Genomic DNA, 14,769 nt, shown 5'->3' with positions numbered 1-14,769 from the left:
CAACACCAGCCGAAGCCGCCGCAACCCTTTTCAATCGACATCCGTAAGCCTAAACTTACCGTTAGTGACTACTTACGAAATGGCCGATCCATGGGGTGCGCTCGCCGACCGCACCCGGCGGACGATCTTCAAACGATTGGCCGCCGGGCCGCGTGCGGTCGGCGAGCTGGCCGACGGACTGCCGGTCAGTCGGCCGGCCGTGTCCCAGCACCTCAAGGTGCTGCGCTGCGCGGGACTGGTGACCGACCGCCAGGTCGGCACCCGGCGCATCTACCAGGTCGACCCCCGTGGCATCGAGGCCCTGCGGGCTGAGCTGGACATGTTCTGGGACACGACACTGACGGCGTTCAAGCAACTCGCCGACGAAGAAGGGAAAGGTTCATGACGACCGAGGTGGCACCGATTCGCAAGAGCGTCGTCGTGGCGGCTCCGATCGACAGGGCGTTCGCGTTGTTCGTCGGCCGCTTCGACGCCATCAAGCCCCGCGACCACAACCTGTTGGCGGTCCCGATCGCCGAGACGGTGTTCGAAACCCATGTGGGCGGCCACATCTACGACGTGGGAACGGACGGCAGCACGTGCCGGTGGGCGCGTGTGCTGGCCTACGAGCCGCCGAGCCGCGTGGTGTTCTCGTGGGACATCGGGCCGACATGGCAGGTCGAATCAGACACCGGCAAAACCAGCGAGGTCGAAGTGCGGTTCACCGCCGAAGCCGACGGGTGGACGCGCGTCGATCTGGAGCACCGGCATCTGGAACGCCACGGCGCCGGCTGGCGGTCGGTGGCAGACGGGGTCGACGGCGAGGCCGGCTGGCCGCTGTACCTGAATCGATACCACGACATCGTCGCCGCGGAGGCGTGACCATGCCGTCGCAGCGTTCCGTGATGGACCTCGCGTACGAGGAGCGTCGCGACCTCGCCGCCTATCTGCGGACACTGTCCGACGCCGATTGGCAGGCCCCTACGTTGTGCACCGAATGGTCGGTGAAAGACGTTGTCGCACATGTCGTGAGCTACGAAGAGCTCAGCGTCGCGGGCCTGCTGCAGCGCTTCGCCCGCGGGTGGATCGTGCGCGCCAACGAGGTCGGCGTGCGGGACTTCGCGGCCTACACCCCTGCGCAGTTGATGGACTTCCTCGATGCCCACCTGCGTCCGCAGGGACTCACGTCCGGCTTCGGCGGGATGATCGGGCTGGTGGACGGGACGGTCCATCACCAGGACATCCGCCGGGCGCTCGGCCATCCGCGCACCATCCCGGCCGAGCGCCTCGAACGCATCTTGCCCGCGATCCCGGGCAATCCGCGGCTCGGCGCAGGCCGGCGGATCCGGGGGCTGCGGCTGCGGGCCACCGACGTCGACTGGCAGCACGGCGCGGGACCCGAGGTGCTCGGCACGGGCGAGGCCGTGCTGATGGCGATGACCGGACGCCCGGCAGCCGTCGATGAACTGGGCGGCCCGGGTCAGCCCATTCTCGCGGCGAGATTGCGGTAACCGAACACCCCGGAAAAATCGGCCGTTCGTACTGCAGACATCCGGCCTCGCATGCGGTATTCCCATTAGAGGGACATATGTCCCTCAATCGGGCCGCGCGAGAGGACCGACCATGAACAACGCCACGTACGTCGGACGGGTCGGGGGGTTGGCAGTGGCACTCGGGGTCGGTTTCGCGATCGCGAGCACGCCGGGCACGGCGTGGGCCGACGATGCCGCGAATCCGGGAGCCACCTCAGCGCCGGCACAGAACGCCGCGCCGGAGACGGCCCGCGCCACGAAGCCCGCCGCGAAGGCAGGCAAGAACAAGCGCTCGCCGGGCAAGGCGAGCAGCGACAAACAGCGCGCCACCAAACCCGCACCGACGGCGGCGGACAGTCCCGCGAAGACGCAGACGACCGCGAAGACCGTCACCGGGTCGACGAAGAAGCCCACACCGCGCGCCCTCAAGACCGACGTGGAAACGACATCGGCTCCGACGCCGCGGGCAGTGGCCGCCACGGCCGTCGCGACATCGGCGGTGACGCCGTCGGTCCCGTCCACCCCGACGGTTACGAACGGCGCCGTCAGCCTGATATCGGCACCGTCCCTGGATTCCTCGGCGACCGGGGGTCCCGTGGCCCCGGACTTCGCGCCGGTGGCAGCGGTGCTGGCAGCCTGGGGCACCCGCACCCGGGTTGAGCCACAGACGAAACCCGCCGCGGTCGCGTCGACCAGTCAGCCCGTGGCCACCACACCTGCACAGCCGATGGTGGTGGCCACTGCCGCACAGCCGGTCCCCACGGCGGCGACGACGAACGTCCCGGCCCCCTGGCTGAACTATTCGAAGTCGGTTTCGGTGGGCACCAACCCGACTTCCGAGGTGGTGGGCGCCGACGGCCGGCTCTACGTGGCCAACACCGGCAGCAACACGGTGTCGGTGATCAACACCGCGACCGGCAAGCGGATCGACGCCAATCCGAGTTGGTTCTCGCAGGACATCTCGGTGGGCACCGCGCCTAGCGCGCTGGCCCTCAGCCCTGACGGCACCCGGCTGTACGTCGCGAACAGTGGTAGCGGCACGGTGTCGGTGATCAACACCGTCGGCTACAAGCGGATCGACGCCAGCCCGAGCACGTCGTCCAAGGACATCACGGTGGGCACCGCGCCCAGCGCATTGGCTGTCGGCGGCGACGGCCGCCTGTATGTGGCGAACAAGGGCAGCAACACGGTGTCGGTCGTCGACACCACCAACTACAGCGTCACCAATACCGTCGTCGTCGGCATTCAACCCACAGCCCTCGCGCTCGGCACCGGCAAGGTGTACGTCGCCGATCAAGGCAGCGGCACCGTCTCGGTGATCGACACCGGCACCCTCGGCGTCACCGGCATCGCGGTCGGCACCCAACCCACGGCACTGGCCTTGGGCACCGGCGGCAAGCTCTATGTGGCGAACCAGAACAGCACGCTGTCCACCATCGACACCGCGACCAACACCGTGGCGCCCAATCCGATCGCGGTGGGTCCCTCCCCCAGCTCGGTGGCCGTCAGCGCGGACGGCAGCGTCGCCTATGTCGCCAACGCCAACGACACCGTCTCGGTGATCAACACAGCCACTTCGGCCGTCGTCAGCACCGTCAGGTTCGACACCGATGCCACCGGTGGCCACGCCGTTGCCGTCGCTCCGAACGGCGCCGTCTACGTCACCGACGCAACCGATCGCACCGTGCGCGTGCTCGTGCAGCCGTCGCTCATCGCCACGACGGCGACGAAAATCGGCAGCGTCGGTGTCACCGGCGTCGGCTCGACCGTGCTGAGCAGTGACGGCACTCGCGCGCTGGTCATCACCGGCCCGTCCCCGTTCGCGACGACCAGCACCACGCGTGTCGCGGTGATCGACACCGCCACCGGTAAGCAGGTCGGCACCACCGTGGCCATCGCCGGCAAGCCCGCGGCGCCGCTGTTCAGCGCCGACGGCTCCCGGGCCGTGATGACCGCCGCCGGCACCACGACGACGCAGCTGGCGGTGATCGACCTGGCCACCGGCAAGCAGACCGGAACCACGCTCACCATGCCGGGAGCAGTCGGCGTCCAACTGCTGTCCGCCGACGGCAGCCGCGCCCTCACCAGTACCTACGCCTCGGGCACGACACAGGTCGCGGTGATCAACACGCTCACCGGCGCCCAGACCGGCGCCACCGTTTCCGTCACCGGCGACCGGCTGGAATCGCCCGTCTTGAACGCCGACCGCACCCGCGCGCTGATCACCACCAGCCGCCCGATCTGGGAGGCCCCGGACACCACGCGCGTCGCCGTGCTGGACACCACCACCGGTACGCAACTCGGCACCACCATCGAGATCGCCGGCAACGAGCTGGCCCCGCCGGTGCTGAGCCCCGACGGCGGCCGGGCCGTGATCGCCAACCGCATCGGGGATTTCGCGTCGGGGTACACCACGCAGGCGACGGTGCTCAACGTGGCAACCGGCGCGCAGGTCGGCACCACCCAGGGCCTCGACGGCGAAGGCATTCCCTACGGCGCACCGGTATTCAACGCAGCCGGCAACCGCATCGCCTTCATGGCCCGGACCGAGGACCCGGTGACCAATGTGTTCACCACCCGGCTGGCGGTGCTCGACGCCGGCACCGGCGCCCCCGTCGGCAGCGGTGTCGTCGTCGACGGCGACGGGGCGCGCGAGCTCAGCGCCGACCGGACGCGCGTCCTGATCACCGCGACGCAGCAGGACCCGGTCACCGATGTGGTGACCACCAAGCTCGCGACCGTCGACCTCGCCACCGGCAACCAGATCGGCGACGTGACGCTCCCCGGCGCGTGGCACTCGCTACTGATGACCCCCGACTGCAGCCGCGCGGTGACCATCGCCAGTGATACGACCGCAACCCACGTGGTCGTGATCGACACCCTCACCGGCGCCCAGACCGGCACGACCCTCAACCTCGCGGGCGAGGAATTCGGCTCCCGGTTGATCAGCGTCGACGGCAGCCGCGCGCTCATCATCACGAATGTCTACAACGGCGCCACGAGCGTCAACACCGCGCGGTTGACGGTGCTCGACACGACGACCGGCGCGCAGGTCGGCAACACCACGACGCTCACCGGTTTCCAGAACGGCGTGCAGTACAGCCCTGACACCGGGCGTGCGGTGGCCATGACGATCAGCAGCAACTTCAACACCACCGGCGTCCCCACATCGCAGGTGGCGGTGATCGATACGACCACCGGCCTACAGGTGGGCAGCACCATCACCCTCAAGCCCGACAGCGGCTACCTGGTGCTCAGCGGCGGCGGCACCCGCGCGGTGGTCAGCACCGGCAGCCAGCTGGTGGTCATCAACACCACCAACGGCACGCAGGTCGGCGGCGTCCTCACCGGGGTGGGCAGCAATCCGCTGCTGACGGCCGACGGCAGCCGGGCGCTGACCAGCTCCGTCTCCTACAACTTCTGGACCGGCACATACACCACGACGGGACGGGTGTTGAGAATCGTCTAGTGCGGGTGGTGGTCGGCGTGGTGATCGTGGCTGCCGTCGTGCCCCGTGTCAGGTGAGCCGCCCATCATGCGCAGCATCGGGATGCCGCCGGTCCGGACGAAGCGGACCACCAGCAGCGCGGCCAGCAGTAGGAAGACGATGTTGAGCCAGGTGGTGTAGTTCCACGAGATGCCGCTGTCCATCACCATGGCGTTGCGCTGGGTAGGGATGAGACCGGTTGCGCCGAACAGCAATTCGACGAGGTACCCCGCCGCGACCATCGAGATGTAGAAGGTGGCCAGCAGCGTCAGCATCATCCGGGTGCCGTAGTACTTCCGGTAGATGTTGAGGATCGGCAGGATCAGCAGGTCGGCGAAGATGAAGGCGATCACGCCGCCGAAGCTGATGCCGCCGTTCCACAGCACCGCCGCCAGCGGCACGTTGCCGATGGAGCAGACGAACGACACGATGGCCACGACCGGGCCGACGATCGGTCCCCAGATCGCCGACCAGGTGGGGTCGTCGGCGAGGAAGAAGTTCTCCCAGAACGCGTTCGGCACCCAGGCGCCGATCGCTCCGGCGATCAGCAGGCCGAGGATCAGGTCGCGCAGGATCGCCGCCCATTCCATGACGAACACGTGCGACACCGAGGTGAACCCCGGCGCCGAGAACAGGCGCTTGGCGAACGACCCCTCCCCCTGCACCGACATGTCCATGGCGGCATGCCCCTCCATCGAACCGGCGCGGCCGTAGTCCGCCTGCTCGCGGGCTTCGTCGATGAGGCGGCTGCGGACGAACAACCGAAACAGCACCGCGAGGACGACGATCATGATCGGGCCGCCGACGAATTCCGCGGCGGTGAACTGCCAGCCCATCAGCAGGGCCAGGATGATGCCGAGTTCGACGACGAGGTTTGTGGAGCCGATCTCGAACGCCATCGCGGCGGTGAAGTTGGCGCCCTTGCGAAACAGCGAGCGGGCCAACGCCACTGCGGCGTACGAGCACGACGACGATGCCGCGCCGAGTCCCGCGGCCACCGCGAGGGTTTTCGGCTTGTCGTCACCGAGGAGCCGCACGATCGTCGACTTCCGGACGACGGCCTGCACCACCGCCGACAGCCCGAACCCGAGGATCAGCGCCCAGAGAATCTCCCACGTCATCGAACCGGCCAGGGCCAGCGCGTGACCGATCGCAGCGATAGCGGCGTCCACGGGCCTGACGTTAGTCCCGGCGGCCGACGCTCGCCGCCGATGCGGCGCCTTTCATCGAGCGTGGGGGTTTACGCGGAAAGTCGGCCGGATCTCCTCGTCATCCCTCACGCTCGGCGGAGATGAAGTCCAAGCCGGCGGTGATCGCCGGGCGGTGCCGCAGCATCCGGTAGTGCGCGAGCTTTCCGAGTCCCTTGGTGGTCAGCAGCTGGGCACCGGGCCACGAGGCGGCGAGCTTCTCGCTCGACGAATAGGGGCTGTCGGGGTCATCGGGGTCGTGGATGAGCAGCAGCGGCGGGTGGTTGGCCCGGGCACCGAGGTTGACCATGTTGGTGTCGGCCAGCGACATGCCGATGCGGCGCACCAGTCGCCGTTGCAGGCCTGCACGGATCCGACGGCCGAAGTTGTGGCGTGCGGCGAACAGGTCCAGGTACATCGGGTAGTCGCCCATCGGCGCGAGCAGCACCAACCGGCCGACCTGCGCGCCATTGACCGCCGCCGCCATGGTGGCCGAATTGGCGCCGAGCGAATGGGCCACGACCGCGTGGGCCGGCCCGTGCTCGCGGATGACGGCCGCGACCGCGGCGGCGCATTCGATGGCGGTGGTGCGTCCCGGCTTGAGCGCGCCCGGCTCGGACTCGTTGTGGCTCGGCAGGTCGAACGCGATGACCCGATACCCGGCGGCCACGAGTGGCTTCACGAACATGCCCAGGTGCGGGCGGCGGCCGCCCCAGCCGTGCACCAGGTACACCGGCGGCCCGTCGCCCCAGGACTCGCCGGCGATGCGGTGGCCGTCCCAGTGCGCTTCCAGCGGTGCGCCGGGCGCGACGCCGGGCGGCATGCGCAGGCTCTGCTCGATGATCGGTGGCGTGCACCACAGCTCGGTGGCCCACCGGGATCCGATGGCGGGCGCAAATCGTTCCAGCTGAGCGAATCTCGCACGAATCTTCGGGTCGACCGGTGGTTGGACACCGGATCCCTCGACGTCGAGCACGACGTCACGATCTGTTGGGGACTCGACCATGCGTGAAATCCTAACGACCGCCCTCGATTCGGCTGCCGGCGATCGGCAGCCGATCAACTCCTGAAACGAAATCAGGCCCCCTCGAAAGGGGGCCTGACCAGTGTGGCAGGTACAGGATTCGAATATGTGCGCCACCTGCGGTTTTCGGTATCTATCTGCGGAAACACAGCCATGTCATCTTGAGCCGACCTGGCAAAACCTGGCTAGATGTTGGCACGTGCCAACAAGCATCAGCCGTCCTGTCAGTGCCTGGCCGTACCGTCCTGGGCTGTGGCTGGATGGTCGTGGTTCACCGCCTGGCCGGTAGGCGACGGAGACAACTACCGAGGCTCCTCGATGCCGATGTGCTGCCCCGGCTGCGGCCTCGACTGGTCGGCCGTGGGCTTCGGTCTGCCGATCCGCGGCAACGTCCACCGCGGCTGGGGATCACCACCAACAGGCGCCACCGCCGCGGTGTTCTACGAGTGCCTCGAATGCGGCTGGTGCGCCTACGACGACCGCAAGGGCGAGTACCGCCGGCGGCGCTAAGTCAGCCCAGCGGTTCGACGGTGCCGCCGTGCTCGGCGGCGTACGCCTCGGCCAGGGCCAGCTCGTCGTCGGCGAAGGTGCGGACCTTCGACCAGTGCGGCCGGACGATCATCGTCAGCTCCCCGAGCGAGCGGGTGCGGGGCTTCTGCTGCCGATGCGGTTCCGTCACGGCGGCAATCGTAGGGCCCTGCCCTCTTTACGCGGACGTCAGCGGTACCGTCGGCGCCATGGCACAGCTCAAGTACGGCGACAGCACGCTCAACTTCGGTGACGACAACAAGACGGTCGCGATCCTGCAGGTTGCGACCGCCCGTCGATTCGCCACCGGCAAGGGGTATTTCATTACCGCCGCGGCCGCTGACGACGATGGCAACGAAACGAACACGGGGCACTGGATCAGTCCTGCGACACCGCTCAGGTTCGTCTACGACGTCGAGGACGCCTATGGCAATCCCGCCGAAACCGTCATGATCGAGGAGGATGACGTAGTCCCGTATCTCGAAGCCATGGACTGGCCGATCGGAGTGAGATTCGGCTACTCCGCTGCACGAGGTCGCTACCTGCCATTCGCAGATGAGGCGATGCGGCAAGCGGCGGAGTCCGCCCCCTCGGCTGGAGAGTTGGCCGAAGAGGCGGACTCGTAGATATAGACGTTCGCGGCGGCCGAACGGTTCCATCGAGTTTTGCCCGGATGGCCGGAGTCGAACCGGCTGGTATCTGTTTTGGAGGCAGTACCGCAACCACTTGCTCATCCGAATGTCGGTGAGCTGAGTCGGGATGGGAGGAATTGAACCTCCACCACTGGTACCCAAAACCAGCATGATGCCGTTTCACTACATCCCGTTGGCGGGGAGCGATATTCGGCCTGCTGGCAGGAAAGTGTGAGCTACCGACCCAGCGACGGCGAATATCGCCATCGCGGCTGCGGTCGTTCAAAGCTCAACATAGGTTGAGGTTAGCAGGAACGTCGCGTCCCCCACCAATGAATAAAGCCGCCCCCGACCGAAGTCGAGGGCGGCTCTGCTATCAATCTGTTCAGCTCAGTTCAGCGGGCCGACCTTCCGCGCGATTGCGCCCATGACCGCGCCGAGCGGATCCGCGAACGGCGGCAGTCGATTCAGAAGGTGCAGCGCCACGGCGCCGACCACGACCCAGGTGAGGACGGGCCGCCGCTCGAGGTACCGGTCGACCGCGTGCGACAGCATCTCGTCACCGCGCCCGGCCGCCACCACGTTATGGCCAACGACGTACACACCAAGCACCAGCCAGCCACCGTCCGCGCGCCGGCCGCTCATGGGAGCCACCGCTTCCGGTCTCGGCGCTGCTCACGCCACAGCGTCCACAGCATCGGCGCGAACGCGATCGAGCCCAGCGTGTAGATCGCGAATCGCACAGCGCCACGGCCCGGGTAGTCGCCGGGCCACCACACCGACACCGCCGCCTGGATCAGTACGAGCGCCAGGATCACCGAGTTCGTGAAGAACACCTTGCCGATGCGGCTGTTCCACCACTTCGACCAGCCGGCGTAGCGCGCCGCGAACAGCACCGCCCACACCGCGATGCAGACCAGCGCTGCATCCGCCGCCACCTGATAGTCGACATCCAGCCAGATGTCCGAGACGTACGTCGCCAGCACGACCAGCGCGCCGAATCCGTACCACCAGCGCAACCAGCGCGTCACCGTGCCCCCCATGCGTGTTGAAGTAGTTCTGTCCACCCGTTCTTCTCGACCTCGTGGACGAGTCGGGCGGTGATGTTGCGTGACTGTGCGGCGAGCACCTGACTGGCCCGGACCTGTTCCTCCGCCGCTGCGGCTCGAGCTTCAGCGTCCTGGATGCGGCTCTGCGATTCAGCGACCTCGTGCTTGCGTCGGCGGAGAATCATCGGCCCGCCTCCGCGGCTTGACGGAACGCCACCAGCAGTCGGTTGGTGGTGTCGTCGGTGACGTTCTTCTCCAGCACCGCCCGTGTCAGGACGTTGTTCGAGTCGAGCAGTTTGTCGTTCTCCTTGCGGAGCAACGCGTTTTCGTTATCGCGGTAGGCGAGGTCTTGCCGGTGGTCGCGGCCCAAGACGATCCACCCGCGCACCAGCGCGACGATGAACAGGCCGCAGACGAAGACGGCCAGGCTGGCGGTGCCGAGCTTGTCCAAGACCTCCGGGTTTGCCCAATTCACTGGCCGTCGCCGCTCCGCCGGTCCTGGATCAGCTTCGCCGCCGACAATGCCGGCGAGATGACGCCGGCCGCAGTCACGATCCACGTGAGGCCCGACTGCGGGTCGATCTGGTCCAGGGCGACGAGCACCACGACCCCGACGAAGATCGTCAGGAGGCAGAGCGCGTGGATGGCCAGCCGGACGTTGTCATTCTGCGGGATTGGCAGCATGGTTCGCCTTTCGAGTGCAAGAGAAACCCTCAGGTCAGGTGGCCTGCGGGGCTGTACGGCAGGTTTGAGCTGAAATTGCGTTCGCTATGCGGCGATGGCCCGGCTGGACCAGTCACGGACGTGCTGGATTGCCAGACCGAGGTACGTCTGGCCGGGCCACGCCTCGGCGAACTCGTAGGTGATGTGCGGCAAGGTCGGCGGGTTGGTCGCGACGAATCCCCCGGCGATGCCGATCGCCTGGAATGCGGCGAGCGGGTCGGTGAGCGCTTCGGTGACGATCTCGGGCACCTTCGCCGCGATGGCCGTCGCCGTGCCGATCGGGTCGGTGAGCTCGAAGTTGGTGACCATGTCGTACGCGGTCTGCATGATGTCGCCGGTGTGGTTGTCCGGCACTGAGGTGTACATGTCGCCCGGGTTGGCCAGCCAGCAATGCCGCCAGTCAGTGACGTCGCCGAACCGCCACGAGCTGATCCCGCGACCCGGGGCCGGGTTGCCGCCGTAGTAGCAGCCGCCGACGGGCCGGGTCGGGTCGCCGAAGCTGTAGGAGCACAGGTAGTTCTGCGGGTACCTCTGCAGCAGCCATTGGCGGACCTTCGCGGCGACGACCGCACCCGCTGAATACCCGCCGACGACCACCATGCGGTTGGGCCGCTCGGCGAGCTTCGCGTCGATCAGCCCCTTGGCGTCGGCGACCGCGACGTTGACGGACCGCTGCATCGACTTGTCGCCCAGGCTCCCGGCGGCGCCCACCGGCAGGCCACCCATCGTCGCGGGCCAAACAGGGTTGAACTCCTCAACGAGGTCGGCTGTGCCTTGGCAGACGCGGCTGACGTAGTCCTGGCCGATGATGCCGCCGGTGCCGCGGAACACCACGGCGAGATGGCGGGACATCAGCGGGTCACTTCGTCACGAAGTGCAGCCACCGCTTCTATGACCTCGTCGAAGAACGGTCCAGTGTCCGTCACTACCACCATCCGGTGGCTTCCGTCGAGGAAGTACCGCGCCGTGACGTGCTGGGTACGTGCGGTCACGCGGCCGGGGAGACTCTTGTCGATCTCGGCCATCACGCGCCCTGCGTCCGGCCGGGCTTGAGCGCATCGGCGGTCAGCAGACCGCACAGCGGCAGCAGCTTCTGTGCGAACTCCTGCGCCCGGGCCTTCAGCCACGGATCGCTCTCGACGTAGCTGCCCTTCGGGAACTTGCCGGCAGCGTTGTCCTTGATGGCCTGGACGTCGCGTTCGACGCCGATCAGTGCGCCGACGATCATGACCATGTTCCAGGCGTTGCCGTCCGTGTTGAGCAGCATGCCGACGGTGTCGTCGACGCCTCCGGCGGGTTCGGCTGCGGGGCCGAACATCCCGCGCGATGGCCACTGCGCCGGCATCTGGCCGCCGCCGAGAATCTTGTCGACGGCCTTGTTGAGCCGTTCCACGTCCACGCCCATGAGTTCGTCTCCCTGATCGAGCAGTTGCAGCAGTTGGTCGCCCAGTGAGAGCGCGTGCTGGTAGCGGTTGGTGCGGTCGGCGATGCCGTTCTGGCCGCCGTTGACGTACTGCGTTGCCTGGACGATGTCGCGGGCGTCGGCAGCGCCGTTCATCGGACGCTGGGTCGTCCAGTACCAGGTGACGCCGACGAATCCGTATGTGTCGCTGGACAGCTGGTCGGGGTCGTCGACGAAGAACGTCGGCGACGGCACCAGGCCCTCGCCGTACGCCCAGCGCGACAGCGCGGTGTAGTTCCGCCGTCCGGTTACCTGAATCGGGCCGCGGCCACGGAAGCGGTACCCGTCGCCGGGCCGCGCGTTCCCGAGGTCGATCCGCCCCTCGTACCCAGCCTGGTCGGCGGTCGGACCCCACAACTCGACGAAGTAGCGCAGGCCGACGGACTCGTGGCCGATCTGCGCACCGTGCATCGCGATACGAAGCGCTGTCTCGCAATCGCATTCGTCGAGGCACTGGCTGTACGCCGGCAGCAGCTCGGCCAACCGATCGGTGGTGAGTGTGGTCGGCGACATCAGCTGCGCGAACACCTGCACCGCCTGCAGCTCCGGGGTTGAAGGCTGCACGCCGATCTGGTCGGCGTAGCTGTAGCCCTTCGGCGGGATCAGGCTGGCCACCTGGTCGAAGCTGATCCAGTAGCCGAACGGCGGGAATCCGCTGTCAGCGATCCACAGAGCCCGAGCGCCCGGGGTGTCGTCGTAACCCATGCACGCGACGTAGTGGAAGACCGTTCCGCCGCGGTACGCCGGCGACTGGGAGCCCTTCACGCCGCGGGGGTAATTCGACGGCGGCGCGACCCAGTTCATGACCACGCCGTACCCGGCATCGATCGAACGAACGACGTTCAGCCACAGGTCTTTACGCTGGTCATACGTGGCCGGATCATTCTCGATGTACACCGAGGTGTACCGGGCGTCAGGGGTGATGTTGTCCAGCACCCGCTCGATCAGCCCGACGTAGTCGGTGCCGTTGACCGTAGTGCCGATCTGCCGGGCCAGCTCGGCCTCGGATAGCGCGATCCCGCGCGAATTCAGCACCACCTGCGTCGCGGCCGGACCACACCAGTAGCCAGTCTCCTGCGGCACGATGGCGCGGTCGTAGGGCAATAGCTTCTCGGTCAACGCGTTCTCCTGACTCTCGACCGGTCCGCCTACGGCAGATCGGCGAGTCCGTACGGGACGGTCGTCGAATAGCCGGCGCCCGGCAGCGCGGCCAGCGCCTGCTCGGTCATGGCCGTGATCGCCGTCGGCCGGTCCGCAGCGGTGACGTCGTCGACGCCGTCGGCGTGCACGGTCCAACTGCCGTCAGCGCGGGTGGCGGTGACGATGACCGTGCCGTCCGCGCAGTTGAACAGCCGCATCAGCTCGGAATCGAATGCGACGATCTTGTGATCGGTTCGTACGTCGTACATGTGTTGTCTCCCTTACGGTTAGGCGTTGATTCGCGGGGTCACGTCGATGGATGCGCCAGCTCCGGAGACGACGACGTTGCCGGCATCGAACGCGACCGATCCGACGAAGTTGCCGGCGGTGAGGGCGGAGAAGATGCCGCCTTCGGTGTAGGTGCCCGCGGGAACGGCGATGTTCTGGGTGGTGCCGTTGACGATTCCGGTGGTGCCGCTGTTCCAGGTGGTCTGCTTGCGGGCGTAGCTCCCGCCGGAGGCTTCGTTCGCGCCGGTGGTTCCTCCGCCGGCGCCGGTGAACACTGCGACGTATGCGCCGAGCGCCTTGATGCCGTCGGCTGCTGCCTGGTGAGTGGCGTTGGGAAGTCCCATGTCAGTCTCCTTTACTTTGGTTGCGTGCCAGCCGTTTTCGGCATGGCAGACGTTGATGGGTGAGGTGAACTCAGATGTCTGCGGCGGTGAGCGCAGAGATGCCGCGCGACGGGTATTGCCCGAAGTTGTAGGCGCGCCGGAATCCCGCGGCGGGGTGCCGGCCAGGCAGGTCAATCAGGTGACCTGTGTCTGGCCACGTGAGCGCTGTAGGTACGCCGTTGAGCCACGCCGTCCAGGTCACGACGCCAGCGGAAACCGATGGCACTAGGCGGATTTTCGCGCCGGTGTTGGCAGCTTGGCTGCCTAGCGACGCCTGCTGCGTGAGCGTGCCGCTCTTCCAGGAGTAGATGGTCGCGGTGTTGCTGGACGCGGGCCAGAGTGTCACCACGCCGACGGTTCCGTCGGCCGAGAATGCGCCGGCGCCGGTGTTGCGGTCGCCGGCCGCGGCGCTCAGCGCGCCGACTGTCACTTCGACCCAGAACAGGTCGGTGGCCATCGATTCGGGAAGGACTGCGGCTGATCGGTAGGTCGCGTTCGATGCGGTGCAGTTGGCTTCCTGCAATGTGTTCGACGACGCCTGCGCCGAGCCAGCGCCGGAGTTGAGTGCGACGTTGATGGTTCCCGACGGAACGGAGGGGAACGACGAATAGGTCATCGTGGCCTTGGCTGCCATGCCCATCGACGGCGTGACCGACAAGCCGACCCCGCCGGGGTAGCGCGCCTCGCCGGCGACCCCGAGTGCCGGTGTCACCGCCAGCCCGAAGGCTGCGGCGTACCGCTCCGCTGCCGCCATCCCCAGGGACGGCGTCACCGACAGACCAAACGATGCGGGGTTACGGCTGCCACCGTCCATCCCGAGTGCCGGTGTCACCGCCAGCCCAACTGAAGCAGGCATGGCGCCCGTACCAATCGCCAGCTCCGGTGTCACCGCCAGCCCGAAGGCCGCGGCGTACCGCTCCGCTGCCGCCATCCCCAGGGACGGCGTCACCGACAGACCAAACGAGAACGGTGTGCCCGGGTTCACGGCCGCTATCTCCATGCCCAGCGACGGCACCACAACAAGACCGACTGACGCCGGAGTGCGGTTACCGGCCGAGGCCCCCAGTTGCGGGGTGACGCTGATGCCGAAGTCAGCGACGGACTTTCCGGCGGCCGCCATTCCCAGACCGATCGAAACGGCCAGGCCGAATCCGGCCGTGTGGTGGCCAGCACCGACCATCCCAACGGACGGACTGACCGCCAGGCCGACCGCGCCTGCCGGTGTTCCGGCCGCGGCGCCGATCCCCAGCGACGGCGTCACCGACAGACCAAACGATGCGGAACGCTTCACCCACGGCAGGGTGTTACGTGTCCACCAGCCCGTACGAACGGCTGCCATCAGTCGCCAACCGTCG

20 protein-coding genes and 1 tRNA gene are annotated in these 14,769 nt (G+C 67.5%); 6 read left to right on the top strand and 15 right to left on the bottom strand.

Annotation, left to right across the window (positions count from 1 at the left end):
* Positions 1–64: 64 nt before the first annotated feature.
* From TL10_RS02545 to TL10_RS29410, 4 genes are all read left to right on the top strand, one after another.
* Positions 65–385 carry an ArsR/SmtB family transcription factor gene (locus TL10_RS02545; RefSeq protein WP_043401538.1) on the top strand — a complete coding sequence of 107 codons (321 nt, stop codon included), beginning with the start codon at positions 65–67 and terminating at the stop codon, positions 383–385.
* Positions 382–861, top strand: coding sequence for an SRPBCC family protein (locus TL10_RS02540; protein ID WP_043401535.1), 480 nt, complete (start codon positions 382–384; stop codon positions 859–861). Before TL10_RS02545 ends, TL10_RS02540 begins: the two co-directional genes overlap by 4 nt.
* A 23-nt stretch (positions 862–884) precedes the next feature.
* Positions 885–1,490: a maleylpyruvate isomerase family mycothiol-dependent enzyme gene (locus tag TL10_RS02535; RefSeq protein WP_423136051.1), complete on the top strand. Its 606-nt coding sequence runs from the start codon at positions 885–887 to the stop codon at positions 1,488–1,490.
* Positions 1,491–1,602: 112 nt separating this feature from the next.
* Positions 1,603–4,980 carry a beta-propeller fold lactonase family protein gene (locus TL10_RS29410; RefSeq protein WP_192830163.1) on the top strand — a complete coding sequence of 1,126 codons (3,378 nt, stop codon included), beginning with the start codon at positions 1,603–1,605 and terminating at the stop codon, positions 4,978–4,980.
* Here TL10_RS29410 and TL10_RS02520 read toward each other — a convergent pair.
* Positions 4,977–6,170: a permease gene (locus TL10_RS02520; RefSeq protein ID WP_110788936.1), complete on the bottom strand. Its 1,194-nt coding sequence runs from the start codon at positions 6,168–6,170 to the stop codon at positions 4,977–4,979. The two genes, TL10_RS29410 and TL10_RS02520, sit on opposite strands and share 4 nt — an antisense overlap.
* Before the next feature lie 97 nt (positions 6,171–6,267).
* A complete protein-coding gene (locus TL10_RS02515; RefSeq protein ID WP_043401526.1) occupies positions 6,268–7,191 on the bottom strand; it encodes an alpha/beta fold hydrolase in 924 nt (307 codons plus the stop codon).
* Positions 7,192–7,461: 270 nt separating this feature from the next.
* Here TL10_RS02515 and TL10_RS02510 point away from each other — a divergent pair, with 270 nt between their 5' ends.
* A complete protein-coding gene (locus TL10_RS02510; RefSeq protein ID WP_131630667.1) occupies positions 7,462–7,719 on the top strand; it encodes a hypothetical protein in 258 nt (85 codons plus the stop codon).
* Position 7,720: 1 nt separating this feature from the next.
* Here TL10_RS02510 and TL10_RS31160 read toward each other — a convergent pair whose 3' ends face one another.
* On the bottom strand, positions 7,721–7,888 hold the full coding sequence (locus TL10_RS31160) for a hypothetical protein (RefSeq protein ID WP_157850345.1): 168 nt from the start codon (positions 7,886–7,888) through the stop codon (positions 7,721–7,723).
* A gap of 58 nt (positions 7,889–7,946) precedes the next feature.
* On the opposite strand from TL10_RS31160, the gene TL10_RS02505 reads away from it, so the two are divergent.
* Positions 7,947–8,363: a DUF7882 family protein gene (locus tag TL10_RS02505; RefSeq protein WP_043984404.1), complete on the top strand. Its 417-nt coding sequence runs from the start codon at positions 7,947–7,949 to the stop codon at positions 8,361–8,363.
* Positions 8,364–8,491: 128 nt separating this feature from the next.
* On the opposite strand, the gene TL10_RS02500 is transcribed toward TL10_RS02505, so the two are convergent.
* The 12 genes from TL10_RS02500 to TL10_RS02450 form a co-directional block, all read right to left on the bottom strand.
* A tRNA-Pro gene (locus tag TL10_RS02500) sits at positions 8,492–8,562 on the bottom strand.
* 197 nt (positions 8,563–8,759) lie between these two features.
* Positions 8,760–9,014, bottom strand: coding sequence for a DUF7427 family protein (locus TL10_RS02495; protein ID WP_052506283.1), 255 nt, complete (start codon positions 9,012–9,014; stop codon positions 8,760–8,762).
* Positions 9,011–9,400 carry a putative phage holin gene (locus TL10_RS02490; RefSeq protein ID WP_131630666.1) on the bottom strand — a complete coding sequence of 130 codons (390 nt, stop codon included), beginning with the start codon at positions 9,398–9,400 and terminating at the stop codon, positions 9,011–9,013. Before TL10_RS02490 ends, TL10_RS02495 begins: the two co-directional genes overlap by 4 nt.
* On the bottom strand, positions 9,397–9,603 hold the full coding sequence (locus TL10_RS32070; RefSeq protein WP_043984403.1) for a DUF7620 family protein: 207 nt from the start codon (positions 9,601–9,603) through the stop codon (positions 9,397–9,399). Before TL10_RS32070 ends, TL10_RS02490 begins: the two co-directional genes overlap by 4 nt.
* A complete protein-coding gene (locus TL10_RS02480) occupies positions 9,600–9,893 on the bottom strand; it encodes a hypothetical protein (protein WP_043984402.1) in 294 nt (97 codons plus the stop codon). Before TL10_RS02480 ends, TL10_RS32070 begins: the two co-directional genes overlap by 4 nt.
* A complete protein-coding gene (locus TL10_RS02475; protein ID WP_043984401.1) occupies positions 9,890–10,102 on the bottom strand; it encodes a hypothetical protein in 213 nt (70 codons plus the stop codon). Before TL10_RS02475 ends, TL10_RS02480 begins: the two co-directional genes overlap by 4 nt.
* Positions 10,103–10,186: 84 nt before the next feature.
* Positions 10,187–10,993: an alpha/beta fold hydrolase domain-containing protein gene (locus tag TL10_RS02470; protein WP_052506281.1), complete on the bottom strand. Its 807-nt coding sequence runs from the start codon at positions 10,991–10,993 to the stop codon at positions 10,187–10,189.
* Positions 10,993–11,166: a hypothetical protein gene (locus tag TL10_RS31150; RefSeq protein ID WP_157850344.1), complete on the bottom strand. Its 174-nt coding sequence runs from the start codon at positions 11,164–11,166 to the stop codon at positions 10,993–10,995. The genes TL10_RS02470 and TL10_RS31150 overlap by 1 nt, the downstream gene beginning before the upstream one ends.
* A complete protein-coding gene (locus TL10_RS02465) occupies positions 11,166–12,722 on the bottom strand; it encodes a C39 family peptidase (RefSeq protein WP_043984400.1) in 1,557 nt (518 codons plus the stop codon). The genes TL10_RS31150 and TL10_RS02465 overlap by 1 nt, the downstream gene beginning before the upstream one ends.
* A gap of 29 nt (positions 12,723–12,751) precedes the next feature.
* Positions 12,752–13,012, bottom strand: a complete 261-nt coding sequence (locus TL10_RS02460) for a hypothetical protein (protein ID WP_043984399.1) — start codon at positions 13,010–13,012, stop codon at positions 12,752–12,754.
* Between the two features lie 18 nt (positions 13,013–13,030).
* Positions 13,031–13,375 carry a phage tail fiber protein gene (locus TL10_RS02455; RefSeq protein ID WP_043984398.1) on the bottom strand — a complete coding sequence of 115 codons (345 nt, stop codon included), beginning with the start codon at positions 13,373–13,375 and terminating at the stop codon, positions 13,031–13,033.
* A gap of 70 nt (positions 13,376–13,445) precedes the next feature.
* Entirely contained in the window at positions 13,446–14,705 is a 1,260-nt protein-coding gene (locus TL10_RS02450) for a hypothetical protein (RefSeq protein ID WP_131630665.1), read from the bottom strand.
* Between the last annotated feature and the right edge of the window lie 64 nt (positions 14,706–14,769).

It is taken from the genome of Mycolicibacterium llatzerense (genome assembly GCF_000878195.1).
GTDB classification, from domain to species: domain Bacteria; phylum Actinomycetota; class Actinomycetes; order Mycobacteriales; family Mycobacteriaceae; genus Mycobacterium; species Mycobacterium llatzerense.
This window is presented reverse-complemented; position numbering and strand designations above follow the sequence as displayed.

Excerpts from the sequence above, each read along its gene's own strand:
- TL10_RS02535 (WP_423136051.1), top strand. The coding sequence starts at position 885 with ATGGACCTCGCGTACGAGGAGCGTCGCGACCTCGCCGCCTATCTGCGG.
- TL10_RS02475 (WP_043984401.1), bottom strand. The coding sequence starts at position 10,102 with ATGCTGCCAATCCCGCAGAATGACAACGTCCGGCTGGCCATCCACGCG.
- TL10_RS32070 (WP_043984403.1), bottom strand. The coding sequence starts at position 9,603 with ATGATTCTCCGCCGACGCAAGCACGAGGTCGCTGAATCGCAGAGCCGC.
- TL10_RS02495 (WP_052506283.1), bottom strand. The coding sequence starts at position 9,014 with ATGAGCGGCCGGCGCGCGGACGGTGGCTGGCTGGTGCTTGGTGTGTAC.
- TL10_RS29410 (WP_192830163.1), top strand. The coding sequence starts at position 1,603 with ATGAACAACGCCACGTACGTCGGACGGGTCGGGGGGTTGGCAGTGGCA.
- TL10_RS02515 (WP_043401526.1), bottom strand. The coding sequence starts at position 7,191 with ATGGTCGAGTCCCCAACAGATCGTGACGTCGTGCTCGACGTCGAGGGA.
- TL10_RS02470 (WP_052506281.1), bottom strand. The coding sequence starts at position 10,993 with ATGTCCCGCCATCTCGCCGTGGTGTTCCGCGGCACCGGCGGCATCATC.
- TL10_RS31150 (WP_157850344.1), bottom strand. The coding sequence starts at position 11,166 with ATGGCCGAGATCGACAAGAGTCTCCCCGGCCGCGTGACCGCACGTACC.
- TL10_RS02540 (WP_043401535.1), top strand. The coding sequence starts at position 382 with ATGACGACCGAGGTGGCACCGATTCGCAAGAGCGTCGTCGTGGCGGCT.
- TL10_RS02460 (WP_043984399.1), bottom strand. The coding sequence starts at position 13,012 with ATGTACGACGTACGAACCGATCACAAGATCGTCGCATTCGATTCCGAG.
- TL10_RS02505 (WP_043984404.1), top strand. The coding sequence starts at position 7,947 with ATGGCACAGCTCAAGTACGGCGACAGCACGCTCAACTTCGGTGACGAC.
- TL10_RS02455 (WP_043984398.1), bottom strand. The coding sequence starts at position 13,375 with ATGGGACTTCCCAACGCCACTCACCAGGCAGCAGCCGACGGCATCAAG.